At 46.2% G+C, this 18317-nt stretch carries 17 protein-coding genes, 1 pseudogene and 1 riboswitch; of the genes and pseudogenes, 11 read left to right on the top strand and 7 right to left on the bottom strand.

The window, feature by feature from the left end; translation table 11 throughout:
* Positions 1–617: 617 nt before the first annotated feature.
* Positions 618–2207, top strand: a complete 1590-nt coding sequence (purH, locus tag Xbud_RS04805) for a bifunctional phosphoribosylaminoimidazolecarboxamide formyltransferase/IMP cyclohydrolase (protein WP_099134996.1) — start codon at positions 618–620, stop codon at positions 2205–2207.
* Positions 2208–2237: 30 nt separating this feature from the next.
* Entirely contained in the window at positions 2238–3536 is a 1299-nt protein-coding gene (gene purD / locus Xbud_RS04800) for a phosphoribosylamine--glycine ligase (RefSeq protein ID WP_099134995.1), read from the top strand.
* A 34-nt stretch (positions 3537–3570) separates the two neighbouring features.
* On the opposite strand, the gene Xbud_RS04795 is transcribed toward purD, so the two are convergent.
* The 5 genes from Xbud_RS04795 to hemE all read right to left on the bottom strand — a co-directional run bounded on the left by Xbud_RS04795 (position 3571) and on the right by hemE (position 7144).
* Positions 3571–4227 carry a DUF1481 domain-containing protein gene (locus tag Xbud_RS04795; protein WP_099135141.1) on the bottom strand — a complete coding sequence of 219 codons (657 nt, stop codon included), beginning with the start codon at positions 4225–4227 and terminating at the stop codon, positions 3571–3573.
* A gap of 47 nt (positions 4228–4274) precedes the next feature.
* A complete protein-coding gene (gene hupA, locus Xbud_RS04790) occupies positions 4275–4547 on the bottom strand; it encodes a nucleoid-associated protein HU-alpha (protein ID WP_010848914.1) in 273 nt (90 codons plus the stop codon).
* A 187-nt stretch (positions 4548–4734) separates the two neighbouring features.
* Complete coding sequence (locus Xbud_RS04785; RefSeq protein ID WP_099134994.1) at positions 4735–5322, bottom strand: YjaG family protein; 588 nt, start codon at positions 5320–5322, stop codon at positions 4735–4737.
* Between the two features lie 76 nt (positions 5323–5398).
* A complete protein-coding gene (gene nfi, locus Xbud_RS04780; protein ID WP_099134993.1) occupies positions 5399–6076 on the bottom strand; it encodes a deoxyribonuclease V in 678 nt (225 codons plus the stop codon).
* 3 nt (positions 6077–6079) lie between these two features.
* A complete protein-coding gene (gene hemE, locus Xbud_RS04775) occupies positions 6080–7144 on the bottom strand; it encodes a uroporphyrinogen decarboxylase (RefSeq protein WP_099134992.1) in 1065 nt (354 codons plus the stop codon).
* A 113-nt stretch (positions 7145–7257) separates the two neighbouring features.
* Here hemE and Xbud_RS20370 point away from each other — a divergent pair.
* Both Xbud_RS20370 and dcp read left to right on the top strand, forming a co-directional pair.
* Positions 7258–7453, top strand: a pseudogene (locus Xbud_RS20370) (hypothetical protein); the annotation flags it as partial.
* 106 nt (positions 7454–7559) lie between these two features.
* Positions 7560–9767, top strand: coding sequence for a peptidyl-dipeptidase Dcp (gene dcp / locus Xbud_RS04770; protein ID WP_099134991.1), 2208 nt, complete (start codon positions 7560–7562; stop codon positions 9765–9767).
* Between the two features lie 170 nt (positions 9768–9937).
* On the opposite strand, the gene nudC is transcribed toward dcp, so the two are convergent.
* Positions 9938–10705 (bottom strand): NAD(+) diphosphatase, encoded by a 768-nt coding sequence (gene nudC / locus Xbud_RS04765; protein WP_211283492.1) that lies wholly within the window; start codon positions 10703–10705, stop codon positions 9938–9940.
* Between the two features lie 237 nt (positions 10706–10942).
* Between nudC and Xbud_RS04760 the strand changes: the two genes are divergently transcribed.
* The 7 genes from Xbud_RS04760 (at position 10943) to thiH (ending at position 17633) form a co-directional block, all read left to right on the top strand.
* A complete protein-coding gene (locus Xbud_RS04760; RefSeq protein WP_099134990.1) occupies positions 10943–11605 on the top strand; it encodes an HAD family hydrolase in 663 nt (220 codons plus the stop codon).
* A 101-nt stretch (positions 11606–11706) separates the two neighbouring features.
* A riboswitch (TPP riboswitch) is annotated at positions 11707–11831 on the top strand.
* A gap of 206 nt (positions 11832–12037) precedes the next feature.
* Positions 12038–14023, top strand: a complete 1986-nt coding sequence (gene thiC, locus Xbud_RS04755; RefSeq protein WP_099134989.1) for a phosphomethylpyrimidine synthase ThiC — start codon at positions 12038–12040, stop codon at positions 14021–14023.
* Positions 14007–14693, top strand: a complete 687-nt coding sequence (gene thiE, locus Xbud_RS04750; RefSeq protein WP_099134988.1) for a thiamine phosphate synthase — start codon at positions 14007–14009, stop codon at positions 14691–14693. The genes thiC and thiE overlap by 17 nt, the downstream gene beginning before the upstream one ends.
* Positions 14687–15472, top strand: a complete 786-nt coding sequence (locus Xbud_RS04745) for a HesA/MoeB/ThiF family protein (protein ID WP_099134987.1) — start codon at positions 14687–14689, stop codon at positions 15470–15472. Before thiE ends, Xbud_RS04745 begins: the two co-directional genes overlap by 7 nt.
* Positions 15469–15681, top strand: coding sequence for a sulfur carrier protein ThiS (gene thiS / locus Xbud_RS04740; protein WP_099134986.1), 213 nt, complete (start codon positions 15469–15471; stop codon positions 15679–15681). Before Xbud_RS04745 ends, thiS begins: the two co-directional genes overlap by 4 nt.
* Before the next feature lie 15 nt (positions 15682–15696).
* The gene (locus tag Xbud_RS04735; RefSeq protein WP_099134985.1) at positions 15697–16464 is read left to right on the top strand and encodes a thiazole synthase; all 768 of its coding nucleotides are present in this window, start codon (positions 15697–15699) and stop codon (positions 16462–16464) included.
* On the top strand, positions 16461–17633 hold the full coding sequence (gene thiH, locus Xbud_RS04730) for a 2-iminoacetate synthase ThiH (protein ID WP_099134984.1): 1173 nt from the start codon (positions 16461–16463) through the stop codon (positions 17631–17633). Before Xbud_RS04735 ends, thiH begins: the two co-directional genes overlap by 4 nt.
* Before the next feature lie 67 nt (positions 17634–17700).
* Here the strand turns inward: thiH and Xbud_RS04725 are convergent, their stop codons facing one another.
* Positions 17701–18306 (bottom strand): DUF1349 domain-containing protein, encoded by a 606-nt coding sequence (locus Xbud_RS04725; RefSeq protein WP_099134983.1) that lies wholly within the window; start codon positions 18304–18306, stop codon positions 17701–17703.
* Between the last annotated feature and the right edge of the window lie 11 nt (positions 18307–18317).

Raw genomic sequence — 18317 nt, 5'->3', positions numbered from 1 at the left:
TTCCTCCCGCTGCCGCCCGACTTGCATGTGTTAGGCCTGCCGCCAGCGTTCAATCTGAGCCATGATCAAACTCTTCAATTAAAAGTTTGCTGCTCAAAGAATTAAACTGTCTGCTGTTAGTTCATAATGAATTAACTGTTCAGTCACTCTTCAAGACTTTTATCTTTTTTGCCTTGCGGCTTTTCGATAGTGTCCTGCGAGTGCCCACACAGATTGTCTGATTAACTTGTTAAAGAGCGGTGCAACCGAACGTTCGTTCCGGGTTGCGAGGCTGCGTATCTTACGCTTTTCGCCTCCGGAGTCAAGCCTTTATTTTCGCGGCTTTTAACTCCTGTCACGCTGATTCATTTGTGTGTTCATCGTGACAACAGATGCGCATTATAGGGCGTTTTCCGGCGCTGACAATAGTTTTTTTGAAAAAAAATTATCATTTGCTGAATTACACAGCAAAACCTCGACTTATACGAAGTTACACACAAGTTATTAACAGATGGGTATTTCGATAAAATTTATCGGGCATCGCGCAAACGTTTGCGTTACAATCATAACAGAAAAAATTACCACATAATTTTTTCAATAACACATTCTTGTTTGATGAAATCCAAGGGATCACACCAATGCAACAGCTTCGTCCAATCCGTCGTGCCCTGCTGAGTGTTTCTGACAAAGCGGGTATTGTTGAATTTGCTAAGGCCTTATCCAATCGCGGTGTCGAACTGCTTTCAACAGGGGGAACAGCACATCTGCTGGCCGAAGCAGGTCTAAATGTTACTGAAGTTTCCGACTATACTGGTTTTCCTGAAATGATGGATGGACGAGTGAAAACACTTCATCCTAAAGTACATGGCGGCATTCTTGGTCGACGTGGACAAGATGATGCAGTGATGGAACAACACCAGATTACGCCGATTAATATGGTAGTCGTCAATCTTTACCCTTTCGCACAAACCGTCGCGAAGCCGGATTGCTCTCTGGAAGATGCGGTGGAGAATATCGATATTGGCGGCCCGACCATGGTTCGCTCCGCTGCCAAGAACCATAAAGATGTCGCAATTGTTGTTAATTGCCAAGATTACAACAAGATTATAGAGGAAATGGATAACCATCAGAATTCTCTGACCCAATCAACCCGCTTCGATCTGGCTATTAAGGCATTTGAACACACAGCCGCTTATGACAGCATGATCGCCAACTATTTTGGCAAACTGGTTCCTGCTTATCACGATGAATCCGACCAACCGTCAGGTAAATTCCCTCGTACGCTAAATCTGAACTTCATCAAGAAGCAAGATATGCGTTATGGTGAAAATAGTCATCAGGATGCTGCTTTCTATATAGAAGAGAATATAGAAGAAGCTTCTATTGCTACAGCCACACAACTACAAGGCAAAGCACTTTCTTACAATAATATCGCAGATACTGATGCCGCTTTGGAGTGTGTGAAAACCTTCTCCGAACCTGCTTGCGTGATTGTCAAACATGCCAATCCTTGTGGCGTTGCGATTGGAACTGATATCCGTACAGCTTATGATCGTGCATTCACAACTGATCCTACCTCAGCATTTGGTGGAATTATTGCCTTTAACCGTGCACTGGATGCAGATACTGCCAGAACCATCATTGAGCGTCAGTTTGTTGAAGTCATCATTGCACCTACTATTAATGAAGCAGCCTTACCAATTCTGGCAACCAAACAAAATGTCCGCGTTCTGGCCTGCGGAGAATGGTATTCACCCGCTGCCGGGTTAGATTTCAAACGCGTCAATGGTGGTTTATTGGTACAGGATCGTGATTTAGGCATGGTAACAGAAGCTCAATTACGGGTAGTTTCTAAACGTCAACCAACAGAACAAGAAATGCAGGATGCGCTATTCTGCTGGAAAGTAGCTAAGTTTGTTAAATCTAATGCCATTGTTTATGCCAAAGATAATATGACAATCGGTATTGGTGCAGGCCAGATGAGCCGTGTTTATTCAGCTAAGATCGCAGGAATTAAGGCAGCCGATGAAGGGCTGGAAGTTCAGGAATGTGCTATGGCTTCTGATGCTTTTTTCCCGTTCCGAGATGGTATTGATGCTGCCGCAGCCGTGGGAGTGAGTTGTGTGATCCAACCAGGCGGCTCTATACGTGATGATGAAGTGATTGCTGCTGCTGATGAGCATGGCATCGCCATGATTTTTACCGGCATGCGTCATTTCCGCCATTAACCTATCTCAGCTTTATAATAGGAAAACCTGATGAATATACTGATTATTGGTAGTGGCGGAAGGGAACATGCACTGGCGTGGAAAGCAGCTCAATCTCCGCTGGCAAGTCAAGTTTATGTCGCACCGGGTAACGCTGGAACAGCATTGGAAGTGAATCTAAAAAATGTAGATATTGCCGCAACAGATATTGATGGTTTATTGGCCTTTGCTCAAAGCCATGATATTGCTCTCACTATTGTAGGGCCAGAAGCCCCTCTGGTTATCGGTGTGGTTGATGCTTTTCAACAGGCAGGGCTGACAATCTTTGGCCCGACTAAGGCAGCCGCCCAACTGGAAGGTTCTAAGGCTTTTACCAAAGATTTTCTCGCACGTCACCATATACCGACAGCGGCTTACCAAAATTTCACAGAAGTTGAACCCGCTCTCGCCTATTTAGAAAAAATTGGAGCACCTATTGTCATTAAGGCCGATGGTCTGGCAGCAGGTAAAGGAGTGGTTGTCGCCATGACGATGGAAGAGGCTCAAAACGCTATTAAAGATATGCTGGCGGGCAATGCATTTGGTGATGCAGGGCATCGGATTGTCATTGAAGAATTTCTGGACGGAGAAGAGGCCAGTTTTATTGTCATGGTAGATGGTAAAAATGTGGTTCCCATGGCAACCAGCCAGGATCACAAACGGGTCGGTGATGGAGACACTGGACCAAATACTGGCGGAATGGGCGCATACTCTCCAGCACCAGTTATAAATGATGAGATCCACCAGCGTGTGCTGGAGAAAATCATTTATCCGACAGTAGAAGGTATGGCTGCGGAAGGACATACCTATGTCGGCTTTCTCTATGCAGGTTTGATGATTGATAAACAAGGCGAGCCGAAAGTCATCGAATTTAACTGCCGCTTTGGTGATCCTGAAACCCAACCAATTATGATGCGCTTGCGCTCTGATTTGGTCGAACTGTGTCTCGCTGGAGCAAAAGGCCAGTTAGATGGCAAAATATCCGAATGGGATGCCCGCTCTGCGCTGGGTGTAGTGTTAGCGGCAAATGGCTATCCGGCTGATTATACCAAAGGTGATGTGATCACTGGCCTGAATCAAGAAGCGCCATTCAACGAAACTCAATCTGATGAAAAAGTTTTCCACGCGGGAACGGCTTTCAAGGATACAGAGGTAGTAACCGCAGGTGGCCGCGTTTTATGTGTTACGGCATTGGGTGGCAATATTGCAGAAGCACAAAAAAAAGCTTACTTGAAAGCTGAAAAGATTAGCTGGGAAGGTTGTTTTTATCGGAAAGACATTGGTTATCGCGCCATTGCGCGTCTGAAATAAAATAGTCGGAAATGAAGAGCTGGCGAATACAGGCTTACAACTTATCTTTCGTCGGCTCCCAGCGACAAAAATCATCATTGGCGACCAGTAATAACTGCCTCCCTGCTGGCGCTTCCAACCATGCAATTGTGAGTGTACCATAGCTATTCTTGTGCCTTTCTTCGAGCCATACCCGATCCTGAGGCTCAAACTCAATAAATAATTTTTTCCCCGTACAAGTAGTCACTTCACCATTCTGCCAATGTCCCTGAACCAATTTAACTTCTCCTGCAATTAAAGCATCGCTGATTTCCTCTGTCCGCTTAGCACCAAACTGCAAGCTAATAATGTCATCATTGGAGAGTTGTTCACGTCGGCCATCAAACTGGCGCTGCATAAAAATAACGTTGTCCTCTCTATCCAACCGCAAGAGCTCTTCTGTCGGATGATTATTGAGTACATTACGACGCACTTGCCACAAATTTCCTCGGCGGTACTCATAGAAAGAGACAGTGGTATTTTTATGATGGTAAGGACTGAAAACACTCATAATAACTTGAGGTTTACTGTTTTGATCATTCAAGCGCCATAAGCGGATAACACCACCATCGGCAATGAAACCACTGGCGCTGAAAATTGGAGTTTTTGGTTGAACTGAACAGGCGCTGAGCAATGAGATAACCCCCAATGCTAGCAGCCCCTGTAGCGTCAACAAAAGGGGCGCTGAACTCCCCTCTCTCTTCTTTTTTCGCAATACGATTACTTAACTGCGTCTTTTAGTGCTTTACCAGCAGAGAAAGCAGGTACGTTTGCTGCTGCAATTTTGATTTCTTTACCAGTCTGTGGGTTACGACCAGTACGCTCTGCACGATGATTAACTTTGAAAGTACCAAAGCCAACCAGTTGCACTGCATCACCATTTTTCAGAGATTCAGTGATTGCATTCAAAGTTGATTCCAGGGCAGCTTTAGCCTGAGTTTTGGTCAGATCAGCACCTGCTGCGATTGCATCAACTAATTCAGTCTTATTCATAGATTATCCTTACAGTGTGTTTATCGTTTGCAAAGCATCGAGTGCGACGGATATGCCGATTTGACAGCACCCCTGCATACACGCACCGATAGCCACTTCTTTTCGCCCTCAATGTAGAACAGAGTGAGGGCAAATGTGAAGTCTTTAAATCCGGCAATTCAAGCACTAAGTCACGTTTTATGACTTATCACTCCAAATTTATGCCGATATTGCTGACCCCGCACTCACGGAGATCAGCCTTTAATCCTTTAATTAATTCTATGTCCCGTTCTTCGCAGTTCGCCAATAAACGGTAAATCTCCCATTGAATATCCCATTCTTCTTCAATGGCAGGCAATGCCTTTAATTCATCCTCTGTCATTTCTTTACCAGCTTGAGTCATTTCCAGCATGGCGACAGTACGGATGGATATTTCACTGACGGCTATTGCATGCTCTAACGTTGAACCACTCAAACGCGAATGAATGACTTCACCTAATGCAATACACGCATCAATTGCTGGATACACACCATAAATATCATAGCCATCTGCTGATGGGATAATGGTTTCCAGTTTTTCCAGCTGATTATCAAAATTTACTTTTGCGTCTTTGACAACTAATGTCTCCCAAACCAGATCGAGAATACAACGATATTGCGCAGGATCTGCAAACTCAGTTTGGCGACAAAATGCTTGATAGTTTGGATACATCCGCTCACATAGACTAGCCATAAAAGTCAAATGTTGCCAACTTTCAAGTTTCTCCAACCTCAGGTGGATCGGGTTTCTTAACATTAGCTGTTACTCATGATGCTTAATTTGCGCCGAAGTTTACCTGAAAATCAAGAATATCCACATATTTCCGCCTCAATTATAGATTTTTCTGCATTGTTTGCTTAAAAAACGGTCTATTTGAAGCAATTCCATCAGCCCAACGGGTCGGTTCAGGCAGTTTATATCCTTTCATACAATGCTCAACCCAGTAGATGGCACTCTTAATACTGATCTTATGACCGATGGAAATATAGAGTGGATTACATCTTTTTTTACTCCGCCATACGAGACCAATCTGTTCACCATGATCGATCAACGGCTGACTACTACCCAATGCCTCACCCACAAGCTCATGCTCACCACATAAGCGACTTTTAGCGATCCCGATTGTCGGAACATCCACCAGCAAGCCAAAATGGCTGGCAACCCCCAGACGTCTCGGATGGGCAATACCCTGACCATCAACCATCACCAGATTAGGTCGTAGATTTAGCTTATTCCACGCTGCAAGCAATGCTGGATATTCACGAAATGAGAGTAAGCCGGGAATATAGGGGAGTACAGTTTCTACCCTCGCGATTTGATATTCTACCAGTTTAAGGGTGGGATAATGCAAGATAGCAATGGCGGCACGGGTTATCGTACCGTTTTCTTCAAACCCAACGTCCGCACCCGCAATGAACTCCGGTACAAAAGACGCAGAAAAAGCATCATGGCGGATAACCTGCCGTGCTTTTTCTATCTGTTCCTGACGTAATGCCTTCGTATCAATCATAGGCTATTGATGATATTTTACTGAAAGTCTGTGCACTGCTTCGACAAAAGCCCCTGCATGTTCTGGCGGAACATCCTGATGGATCCCATGCCCCAGATTGAAAACATGCCCGCTGCCTGCACCAAAGTCCTGTAGGATAGTCGAAACTTCTTGTTCAATTCGCGCTGGCGCGGCATACAGCATGGATGGATCCATATTACCTTGTAAAGCAACTTTATCCCCGACACGGCGGCGGGCGTCAGCAATATTCGTTGTCCAATCCAGCCCAAGGGCATCACAACCTGTTGCTGCCATCGCTTCAAGCCACTGCCCGCCGCCTTTTGTAAACAGAGTCACAGGTACACGGCGGCCTTCATGTTCACGGATCAATCCATCGACAATTTTATGCATATATTGCAACGAAAATTCCTGATAATCACGCTGAGATAACACACCACCCCAAGTATCGAAAATCATGACAGATTGAGCACCAGCTTTAATTTGCGCGTTCAGATATAGAATAACGCTGTTTGCCAATTTATCCAGCAGTAGATGCAATGTCGCGGGCTCAGCATACATCATGGCTTTGATCTTAGTAAATGCCTTACTGCTTCCCCCTTCGACCATATAAGTCGCCAGCGTCCAAGGGCTACCAGAAAAACCGATCAGAGGAACTTGTCCTGCTAGCGCCTTGCGGATCGCTCGAACAGCATCCATCACATAACCTAGCTCCATCTCTGGATCGGGGACCGGCAACTTTTCCACATCGGCATGATTAAGGATCGGAAATTGAAAACGCGGCCCTTCGCCTGCTTCAAAATAGAGCCCCAATCCCATTGCATCGGGGATAGTCAAGATATCAGAAAACAGGATCGCCGCATCCAATGGAAAACGTCGCAGGGGCTGGAGCGTAACTTCGCAAGCCAACTCAGTATTTTTGCATAACGAGATGAAATCCCCCGCCTCCTGACGCGTAGCTTTATATTCAGGTAAATAGCGTCCTGCCTGACGCATCATCCATACTGGTGTAATATCAACAGGCTGACGTAATAAGGCGCGCAGATAGCGGTCGTTTTTCAACTCATTCATGACAAGCTCCCTTGATTATCGACAAAAAGCGCGCGCATGATAACACGTCGGAAGCCGAACTTCCGTCCTGACCGCCAATAAATAAACGTTCAAGCGCCAATCCCCCATAACGTATGATCCCAGATGAAAAAATTTATGTGCAGAGTCACAAAACCCAGAACAAGGACTATGCACATCGGCTCATCGCTCTCATTATGTTACATTCATGTAACACGCGTGTTGCGTGAAGGCAATACCGTTTCTCACGTTGCCATAAGCCTTCATTGTTCGCGCTCTTCAGTTAATCGTTGGATGAATTGGTTTACGTTAGTTAATTGTTTAGTTAATTAATTATTTAGTTAATTAACTGTATCAAAGCGCTTATGAAGTCATTTTCATTGATAAATAAACTATTTACATGAAGGAGTTTCGACTAATGCGTTTATCCACTTTAGTACTAGCTATTGGCTTGGCACTAGGCACTCAGGCGCAGGCCGAAGAAAATAAACTGGGATCTGACCACACGAACATATCAAGTGATCAGGTTAAGGAGGTGAGTGCGACCGGTGAAGCTAATCAACAGCAACACAAGAAGAACAAAAACCCGTTCTTCTATCCAAGTGTACTACCATTCCAGGCTCCTCCGTTCAATAAGATAAAAGAAACAGACTATGCGCCCGCGATTGCTGCCGGTATTAAACAGAAACTGAAGGAAGTAGAGAAGATCGCCAATAATCCCGCCATACCTGATTTTGAAAATACATTTGTCGCGCTGGAGAAATCGGGTGCAATGTTGACACGGGTGATGAATGTATTTGGGGCGATGACGTTGGCTAATACCACTGACCGGCTGCAAAAACTGAATGAGGAAACCTCACCAAAGCTGGCGGCGATGAATGATGAAATTACGCTGAACAGTAAACTGTTCAACCGTATCAAAGCCATATACCAGCAGCGCGGGACATTGAATCTGGATCCAGAATCACACCGATTGGTGGAAGTGACTTATCAAAGCTTCGTGTTAGCAGGGGCCAACTTGTCTGATACGGATAAAGCGAAGTTAAAAGCTTTGAATCAGGAAGCAGCAAAACTCAGTACCCAGTTTGCCAACAAACTGCTGGCGGCAACTAAAAATGGCGCGCTGGCGATTCAAGATAAAGCCAGGCTGGACGGGCTGTCCGATGGCGAAATTGCCGCGGCTGCGCAGGCCGCCAGTGAGCGTAAACTAGACAAGCAGTGGCTGTTGGTATTGCAAAACACCACCCAACAGCCGAGTCTGCAAAACCTGAAAGATCGTGATACGCGTAAAGCATTATTTGAGGCATCGTGGACCCGAGCCGAAAAAGGTGACGATAATGACACACGTCAAACCTTAGCCCGGTTAGCGAAGATCCGTGCTGAGCAGGCTAAACTGCTGGGTTTCCCGGATTATTCATCGTGGAAACTGCAAAATCAGATGGCAAAAACGCCCAAAGCTGCGTTGAAATTTTTGCGTGATATTGTACCGGCAGCAACTGCACGCGCTGAGCGCGAAGCCAAAGACATTCAGGCTGTGATTGACCAGCAAAAAGGGGGCTTCAAACTGGAGGCCTGGGACTGGTCATTTTATGCCGAGCAGGTACGCAAAGCAAAATATGATTTGGATGAATCACAGATTAAGCCGTATTTCGAGCTGAATAATGTCCTGAACAATGGCGTGTTCTATGCCGCCAATCTGCTGTATGGCATTACCTTTAAAGAGCGCAAAGACATCCCGGTTTATCAATCCGACGTCCGTGTGTATGAAGTTTTCGATAAAGGCGGACAGCCGTTGGCGTTGTTTTATACCGATTATTTTAAGCGCGACAACAAAGGTGGTGGTGCCTGGATGAATAATTTTGTCGATCAGTCAAAGCTCATCGGAACCAAGCCGGTGATTTACAACGTCGCCAACTTTACCAAACCTGCGCCGGGCCAACCAGCACTATTGTCGTATGATGACGTGATCACCATGTTCCATGAGTTTGGCCATGCCTTGCACGGAATGTTTGCCGATCAGGAATATCCGAGCCTGTCCGGTACTAATACCGCTCGTGATTTTGTGGAATTTCCATCACAATTTAATGAGTATTGGGCGCGTGATCCAAAGGTGTTTGCCCATTACGCCAAGCATTACCAAACTGGTGAAGCAATGCCACAAGCATTGGTGGATAAGATCAATAAGGCTGACAAATTCAACAAAGGTTATAGCATGACTGAGCTGCTGTCAGCCGCGTTGCTGGATATGCACTGGCATATGCTGACCGCTGCTCAGCCACAGCAGGACGTGGATAAGTTTGAAGCCAAGTCTCTGCAACAAGACAACATCTATCTCAGCTACGTACCACCGCGCTATCGTTCCAGCTACTTCAACCACATTTGGGGTGGCGGTTATGCTGCCGGTTATTATGCTTATCTGTGGACAGAAATGCTGGCAGATGATGCTTTTGCCTGGTTTACCGAACACGGAGGCCTGACGGCAGAGAATGGCCAACGTTTCCGCGATAAGGTGTTGTCACGTGGTAATAGTGAAGACTTGGAAAAACTGTATATCGACTGGCGCGGTAAGCCACCGAGTATTAAGCATATGCTGAAAAACCGAGGCCTAGAGGAACAAAAACAATAAGGTGTATTAAAGATTAAGAGTTACCCGTTTTGATATGGATATCGAATCCTTATACAAAACATAAGGTAACTCTCATGCTTTATACGGTCGCAGTAGGGGTAGCTGTTACCAGCTACCCCGCACAGATATGGACATGTTTTGAAAAGGATTAACTCATTGATCAATCAACATCACTGCTGACGACATAATGCAACCGCCTCCTCAATCAAACGGCGGGCAATCGTATCAGACGTAGGGATAAGGGGAAGCTGATCATAGCGATACCAATCTGCGCTAATAAGTTCGACAGGGTCATGCTCAATTTCACCGCTATCATAATCCGCCAGAAATCCCATCATCAATGAATTTGGGAAAGGCCACGGTTGAGAAGCGACATAACGCAATTTACGGATTTTTATCCCACTCTCTTCCATCACCTCACGATGTACAGCTTCTTCCAGTGTTTCCCCCACTTCAACAAATCCGGCAAGTACCGTATGGATACCGTTACGATGGCGCTGATGCTGTGCCAGCAGAATGTGATCATCGCGACGAATGCCGACAATAATGCAAGGTGCAATTTGCGGATAATAATGTTCATCACAGCTCTGGCACAAACAAGCCCATTCATGCTGGCTCTGTTGCATTTTTTGTCCACAGTAACCGCAGTAATGATGAGAACGATAGAACTCAGCCAATTGGATTCCGCGTCCTGCCAGTTGAAATAACTTGGGATCTTGCTCTGCAATCCGACGAGGAGAAGACATATCTGCCTCCATCTTATGGCCTACCAGCCAAACAGTTTCCCCTAACCATTCACCGATAGCGTAAGCTACATAACCTTGCAATGACCACTGGTTGGCTGTTCCTAATGGCAATTCCCCTTGTGGTAGCCAAACTCTGTTTTCAAGGCTGACAATCCACCAGCCTCGTTCTATGCCTGTTAATTTTTTTTGCATTATCGGTTCCATCATTTGTTGCATCGGATGTTGTGTCATAGCCACATTGAAATATTAATTAAATGTTATTAAATCTTAGTGTAAGTACAGCATACTCCTCTTCATCGAATTCTGTCTGCAGTCTGTTATATTAATTACGTTTCTGAATGTTCATTTAATGCAGATAAAGTGTTTGATTTGCTTTCAATCAATAATATGCAGGTATCAATAGGTATCCTAAATTGAGGAATAACAACTATGTCACAACAGGTTGCCGTATTTGATTTGGATGACACCCTGATTTGTGGGGATTCCAGCCAGCTCTGGACTCATTATTTATGGGAAAAAGGCATCATTACTGACCCACGCTTTATAGAGGCAGACCAGAAAATGATATTGGATTACTGTGCAGGAAAACTGAATATGCAAGAGTATCTGGCGACCAACTTACAGGCACTCAGCCAAATTCCTCATGAGCAAATAGATATCTGGCTGACCGATTTCGTGGAAACCAAAATCAAACCTGTCTTCTATCCTGCCGCCAGAAAACAATTAGATATCTACCACCATCAAAACATTCCTATTATCATCATTTCTGCCACCGTTTCTTTTGTAGTTAAGAAAATCGCTGCTGCATTTGGAGTACAAACAGCGATGGGGATTGATATGGTAATGAAAGATGGTTGTTATACCGGAGACATTCAGGGTATCCCTACCTTCCGGGAAGGAAAAGTTGCCCGTTTACAACAATGGCTGGCAGAGCAGAATTTATCGCCACAACATATCTATTTTTATACAGACTCTGCGAATGATTTACCGATGTGCCGATTTGCCAGCGAAGTTTTTACCGTCAATCCAGATATACAATTGCGGGCAGCAGCAGAAGTTCATGGCTGGAAACAATTGAATTGGGCTTTATAGTCAAATAATTAACCCCAGGAAGTCAGTTTCACACGAAGAGTTCTGGTTTCAGCTTAGTGCTTTCTGGTTGCAGTTTTCAGAATCCCCTTTATACTCTGGGTGTTTTCTTGTCGGAGTGCCTAGCGTTCACCCTATCTCACGGTGTACACAGGCTGAGACCGTTTATTCGGGATCCGCAGAACCTGATCGGGCTAATACCCGCGAAGGGAACAAGAGTAATCACCCCGCTGATGTGTTCTTCTTGTTGTTGTACAGATAAGTTGTACAGATAAATTGTTGTACAAACAAATCTGTCCGGATGACGTAATTCAGCAATCAACCATTACTCCCTGCGAGCTCCAGACAAGCAATTTTCTCAACTTAAGCCCTATCTGAGCGTCATGTTTTTTATTTGCGCAATGAGACAGGCGATAACACAGTCAGGAATTTGCTATGTCTAATGCTATTACTAACAACAGCGTTACCTCTACCGCTGACATTATCCCTGCAACCAATATTTCACCTAAAGCCCATCCAGCACGGCCACGTAAAGCCCAACGAGATGCAGCACAGGAATTTATCAGTTCGATTCAAGGTGTGACATTTCCCAATTCAAACCGTATTTATCTGGCAGGATCACGCGAAGATATTCGGGTTCCCATGCGGGAAATCCAGTTATCTCCCACACTGATTGGCGGAGAGAAAGAGAATCCTCAATTTGAGGAAAACGAACCCGTGCCAGTCTATGACACTTCCGGCCCTTATGGCGATCCAGAAGCCATACTGAACGTACAAACGGGTTTGCAAAAGCTCCGTCAACCGTGGATTGAAGAGCGCAATGATGCTGAATCTGTCGCAAGCCTCAGTTCTGATTTTACTCAACAGCGCCTTGCAGATGCCGGACTGGATCACCTGCGCTTCAAACATCGTTCCCATCCATTAAAAGCCAAACAGGGCAGGCGCGTGACTCAATTGCACTATGCACGCCAGGGTATCATCACACCGGAAATGGAATTTATCGCACTGCGTGAAAATATGGGGCGTGAGCGTATCCGTGGTGAAATTCTGCTCCAACAACATGCAGGGCAAAGTTTCGGCGCAAACTTACCGGATAACATCACACCGGAATTTGTTCGTCAGGAAGTGGCGGCCGGCCGTGCGATTATTCCTGCTAACATTAACCATCCAGAATCTGAACCGATGATTATCGGTCGTAATTTTCTGGTGAAAGTTAATGCCAATATCGGTAATTCCTCCGTCACTTCCTCTATCGAAGAAGAAGTCGAAAAATTGATTTGGTCTACCCGTTGGGGTGCTGACACGGTGATGGATCTCTCCACCGGACGCTACATCCACGAAACCCGTGAATGGATACTACGTAACAGTCCAGTACCCATCGGCACAGTTCCTATTTATCAGGCACTGGAAAAAGTCAATGGCATAGCGGAAAACCTGACATGGGAAACGTTCCGCGATACGTTACTGGAGCAGGCCGAACAAGGAGTGGATTATTTCACCATCCATGCAGGGGTGTTGCTGCGTTACGTTCCCATGACCGCCAAGCGCCTGACAGGCATTGTTTCCCGTGGTGGTTCAATTATGGCGAAATGGTGCCTTTCCCATCATCAGGAAAACTTTCTCTATACTCACTTTCGTGAAATTTGTGAAATCTGTGCGGCCTACGACGTTTCCCTCTCTTTGGGGGACGGATTGCGCCCCGGCTCCATTCAGGATGCTAATGATGAAGCTCAATTTGCCGAACTGCATACCCTCGGTGAACTGACCAAAATCGCCTGGGAATATGATGTTCAGGTGATGATAGAAGGGCCGGGGCATATTCCGATGCAGTTAATTCGCCGCAATATGACAGAAGAACTGGAGCACTGCCACGAAGCGCCATTCTATACCTTGGGGCCACTGACAACTGATATCGCGCCGGGTTATGACCATTTCACCTCTGGTATTGGTGCTGCAATGATCGGTTGGTTCGGCTGTGCCATGCTGTGTTATGTCACTCCCAAAGAGCATCTCGGCCTGCCAAACAAAGAGGATGTGAAGCAGGGACTGATCACCTACAAAATCGCCGCTCATGCGGCAGATCTTGCTAAAGGTCATCCCGGTGCTCAAATTCGTGATAACGCCATGTCAAAAGCCCGTTTTGAATTCCGCTGGGAAGATCAATTTAATCTGGCGCTTGATCCTGAAACTGCCCGCGCTTACCACGATGAAACCTTACCACAAGAATCCGGTAAGGTTGCTCACTTCTGCTCAATGTGTGGACCAAAATTCTGTTCAATGAAGATAACGCAGGATGTGCGGGATTATGCGGCAAAACTAGAGCAAGAAGCTGGCATGGAACAGATGTCCGAAGAGTTCCGTGTTCATGGTAGTGAACTGTATCACCGTGCCGAGGATATCAACGATGTCAAATCAGCTTAAAGCGATATCCTTTGCTCCAACTGAACACCGATTGGGGTTATATCCCGTTGTGGATTCCCTGATGTGGATTGAGCGATTACTGGAAGCGGGTGTCAGAACCCTGCAATTGCGCATCAAAGATATACCCGAAGAGCAAATGGAGGACGATATCCGGCAAGCCATTACACTGGGAAATCAATATAACGCTCGTCTGTTCATCAACGATTACTGGCGTCTGGCAATCAAACACCACGCCTATGGCGTACATCTGGGGCAAGAAGATTTGGATATCGCCGATCTTCAGTCCATCCAACAGGCCGGACTTCGTCTGGGTATTTCCACCCATAATGAGCAGGAATTGGCGCGGGCAAAAGCTCTGCGCCCATCTTATATCGCACTGGGACATATTTTCCCGACCACGACCAAGGAGATGCCATCATCGCCACAGGGGCTTATCGCCCTGAAACATCAGGTGGAGATCACGCCAGAATTTCCTACCGTTGCCATTGGCGGTATTTCACTGGAGCGTGTGCCGGATGTGGTTGCAACAGGTGTCGGAGGTGTGGCGCTGGTCACTGCCATCACTAAAGCCAAAGATTGGCGACAAGCAACATCCAGATTACTTCATTTAGTTGAAGGAATAATGGTTGAAAGAATCGTTGAAGGAAATGATCGGAGGCTCTTATGTTGAACGATCAAGAATTTATGCGGTACAGCCGCCAATTGTTACTGGAAGACATCGGCCCTGACGGACAGGAAAAATTAAAAGCAAGCAAGGTATTAATTGTTGGAATCGGGGGGTTAGGCTCCCCCGCCGCACTCTATCTCGCCGCAGCAGGAGTGGGGCACCTCTATCTTGCAGATGATGACAAATTACATATCTCTAACCTGCAACGCCAAATCCTCTATCGCACGGCAGATATTTCCGCCGGAAAAGCGGCTCTGGCGGCAGAGCAATTGGCCGATTTAAATCCCCTTGTCAATCTCACTGTTATAAGTGAGCGACAGGATAAGAAATCACTGACAAACCTTGCCCGGCAAGTCGATCTGATATTGGATTGCTGCGATAACATGGCAACCCGACACGCCATTAATGCTGCCAGTGTTGAGACCAATACCGCCCTTATCAGTGGCAGTGCTGTAGGGTTCAGCGGGCAACTTATGGTGTTTGAACCCCCTTACCAACATGGCTGTTATGCCTGCCTCTATCCCGATCAGGAAGAGCCGCAACGTAATTGTCGAACCGCTGGTGTTCTGGGGCCAGTAGTTGGTGTTATCGGCACACTGCAAGCACTGGAAGCAATCAAAATGTTGGCCGGTCTCCCTTCTCATCTGAGTGGAAAACTACGGCTGTTTGATGGCAGACAACAAAGCTGGAGCACATTACAGCTGACTGCATCACCGCAATGCCCAATCTGCGGAACATTATCTTTTATAGATAAAACAGTTTCAGGAAAAAAAATCGCATGAACATCATCGTCAACGATCAAACAGTCACACTGCCAGATCCTGTGAATAAGCCTATGACGGTACAACAGTTACTGGAACATATACAACGTACTCAATTGGGCACTGCGTTAGCCATTAATCAGACCATTATCCCGCGCTCAGAATGGGATATTCACCTGATTAATGATGGGGACAATATCCTGCTGTTTCAGGCCATTGCTGGTGGCTAATGCCGGAGGTTAGTCATGTTAAAAATCGCTGATACCCCCTTTCACTCCCGCCTGTTTACAGGAACAGGTAAATTCGCCAACGCCGGATTGATGATGGAAGCTATCCGTGCTTCCGGCAGCCAGTTAGTCACAATGGCCATGAAACGTATCGATCTGCATGGCAACGATGATGGCATTCTCGCACCATTACAAGAGTCAGGCATTAAACTCCTGCCCAATACTTCTGGGGCAAAAACCGCAGAGGAAGCTGTGTTTGCCGCCCGCCTTGCACGGGAAGCACTGGACACCAACTGGATCAAACTGGAAATTCATCCTGACGTAAAATACCTGTTGCCCGATCCGGTAGAAACTCTGAAAGGTGCAGAGCAGTTAGTCAAAGAAGGTTTTATTGTCCTGCCTTACTGCGGCGCAGATCCGGTTCTGTGCCGCCGCCTGGAAGAAGTGGGCTGTGCTGCTGTGATGCCATTAGGCGCTCCTATTGGTTCAAACAAAGGCTTGCTCACCCGTGATTTTCTGCAAATCATTATCGAACAATCCCATGTTCCTGTCGTCGTGGACGCTGGCATTGGCGCACCAAGCCATGCACTGGCAGCCATTGAAATGGGAGCTGATGCCGTACTGGTCAATACCGCCATCGCCGTTGCCCATAATCCGGTCAAAATGGCGCAAGCATTTAAAGCAGCCATTGAGGCAGGTGAACTTGCTTATCAGGCCGGTATAGCAAGCCAGAAATCCCATGCAGAAGCCTCCAGTCCACTGACTGATTTTCTGGGGGTGCTATGACAGGTAATACAGTAACCAGTAATACAACGACCAGTAATCGATTGACAGAAGCGACCTTCCGTCAACGCTGGCAACAGTTGGATTGGGATGACATCACTCTGCGTATCAACAGTAAAACCAGACAAGATGTCGAACATACCCTAAACAACGAACATCTGACATTGGATGATTTTATGGCACTGCTCTCCCCCGCAGCGCAGTCTTACCTTGAACCTTTGGCTCAGCGGGCACAACAATTAACCCGTCAACGATTTGGTAATACCGTGGGATTTTACATCCCACTTTACCTTTCCAACCTGTGCGCCAACGACTGCACTTATTGTGGTTTTTCCATGAGTAACCACATCAAACGTAAGACGCTCAATGAACAGGAAATTGAAGCTGAATGTCAGGCCATCAAAAAACTAGGGTTCGAGCATATCCTGCTGGTAACCGGGGAACATCAGAAAAAGGTCGGCATGGATTATTTTCGTCGTTATCTTCCCTTAATACACCGTTATTTCAGCTCTGTCACAATGGAAGTACAACCATTGGCACAAGAGGAATATGCAGAACTAAAAACGCTAGGATTGGATGGCGTACTGGTCTATCAGGAAACCTATCACGAACCGAGTTACCAATTGCATCATCTCAAAGGGAAAAAACAGGATTTCCATTGGCGACTGGAAACCCCTGAACGACTCGGACGAGCAGGTATCGACAAAATCGGTTTGGGCGCATTAATCGGTTTATCTCATAACTGGCGCACAGACTGTTACCTGGTGGCAGAGCATCTGCTCTTCCTGCAAAAAAAATTCTGGAAAAACCGCTACTCCATCTCTTTTCCACGCCTGCGTCCCTGTGCTGGTGGCATTGAACCCGCTTCTCTGATGAATGAAGCCGAGCTGGTACAACTGATCTGTGCATTCCGCCTGCTGGCACCAGATGTAGAGCTTTCCCTCTCCACTCGTGAATCCCCGTATTTCCGCGATCACGTCGTGCCACTGGCAATAAATAGTGTCAGTGCCGGTTCCAAAACCCAACCGGGTGGTTATGTCGATAATGACCATCACGAGCTGGAACAGTTCTCTCCAAACGATCATCGTTCTGTTGAACAGGTTGCAGATGCTTTGGCGAAATCGGGATTACAACCGGTTTGGAAGGATTGGGATAGTTATTTGGGACGGTAAAAGTCAACATATTCCCGTCCAATACTGGTGCGGGAATATTAAGATGATTTGCATTCATTCAAAAACACTAACTCAAATCATGCAGAGCTTTGTTCAATGATGACGTCAGTTTGAATTCAGAGAATTTCACCTGTAATCCTTCACGTTCTGGTGAACAACACATAGCCCCAACAAATACCCGTTGATCAATATGATTACTGATATTAAAAGGAGATAATCGCAGCAGTGGCCAGCGCTTACCATCGGTGGAATATTGCAACCGGATAGCCCCTTCCTGATAAGTCAGACGCAGCCAGAATTTATCAGGGTCACCCGGAAAAACTCCCATTGCCCAATCAGAGCAAGGAGCTGTCAGTACACTGCCAATGGTTGACTGCCCATCAGAATGCTCAATACCCGCTTTCAACCAGTGGTGCTCATCCACTAGCAACATAATACCGGCCTGATCGTATAACTGCTCAAAACGCCCTTCAATACAGAGCTGAAAAGTGAACCCTTCTTCGACAAAAGCAGCCTCTACATAACCACCAAAAACATGTCCACTATGACGTTGGAAGCCATACCATGTATCACGCCAAAAATCTGTTTGATTATCAGTTACCACATGCAATTCATCATCTTGATGCTTCCACAAAACGGGTTCATTAAGCCAATGGCAGTGCAACAAATTCATCAATATTTCCT

The sequence above is a fragment of the Xenorhabdus budapestensis genome, assembly GCF_002632465.1.
Taxonomy (GTDB): domain Bacteria; phylum Pseudomonadota; class Gammaproteobacteria; order Enterobacterales; family Enterobacteriaceae; genus Xenorhabdus; species Xenorhabdus budapestensis.
This window is presented reverse-complemented; position numbering and strand designations above follow the sequence as displayed.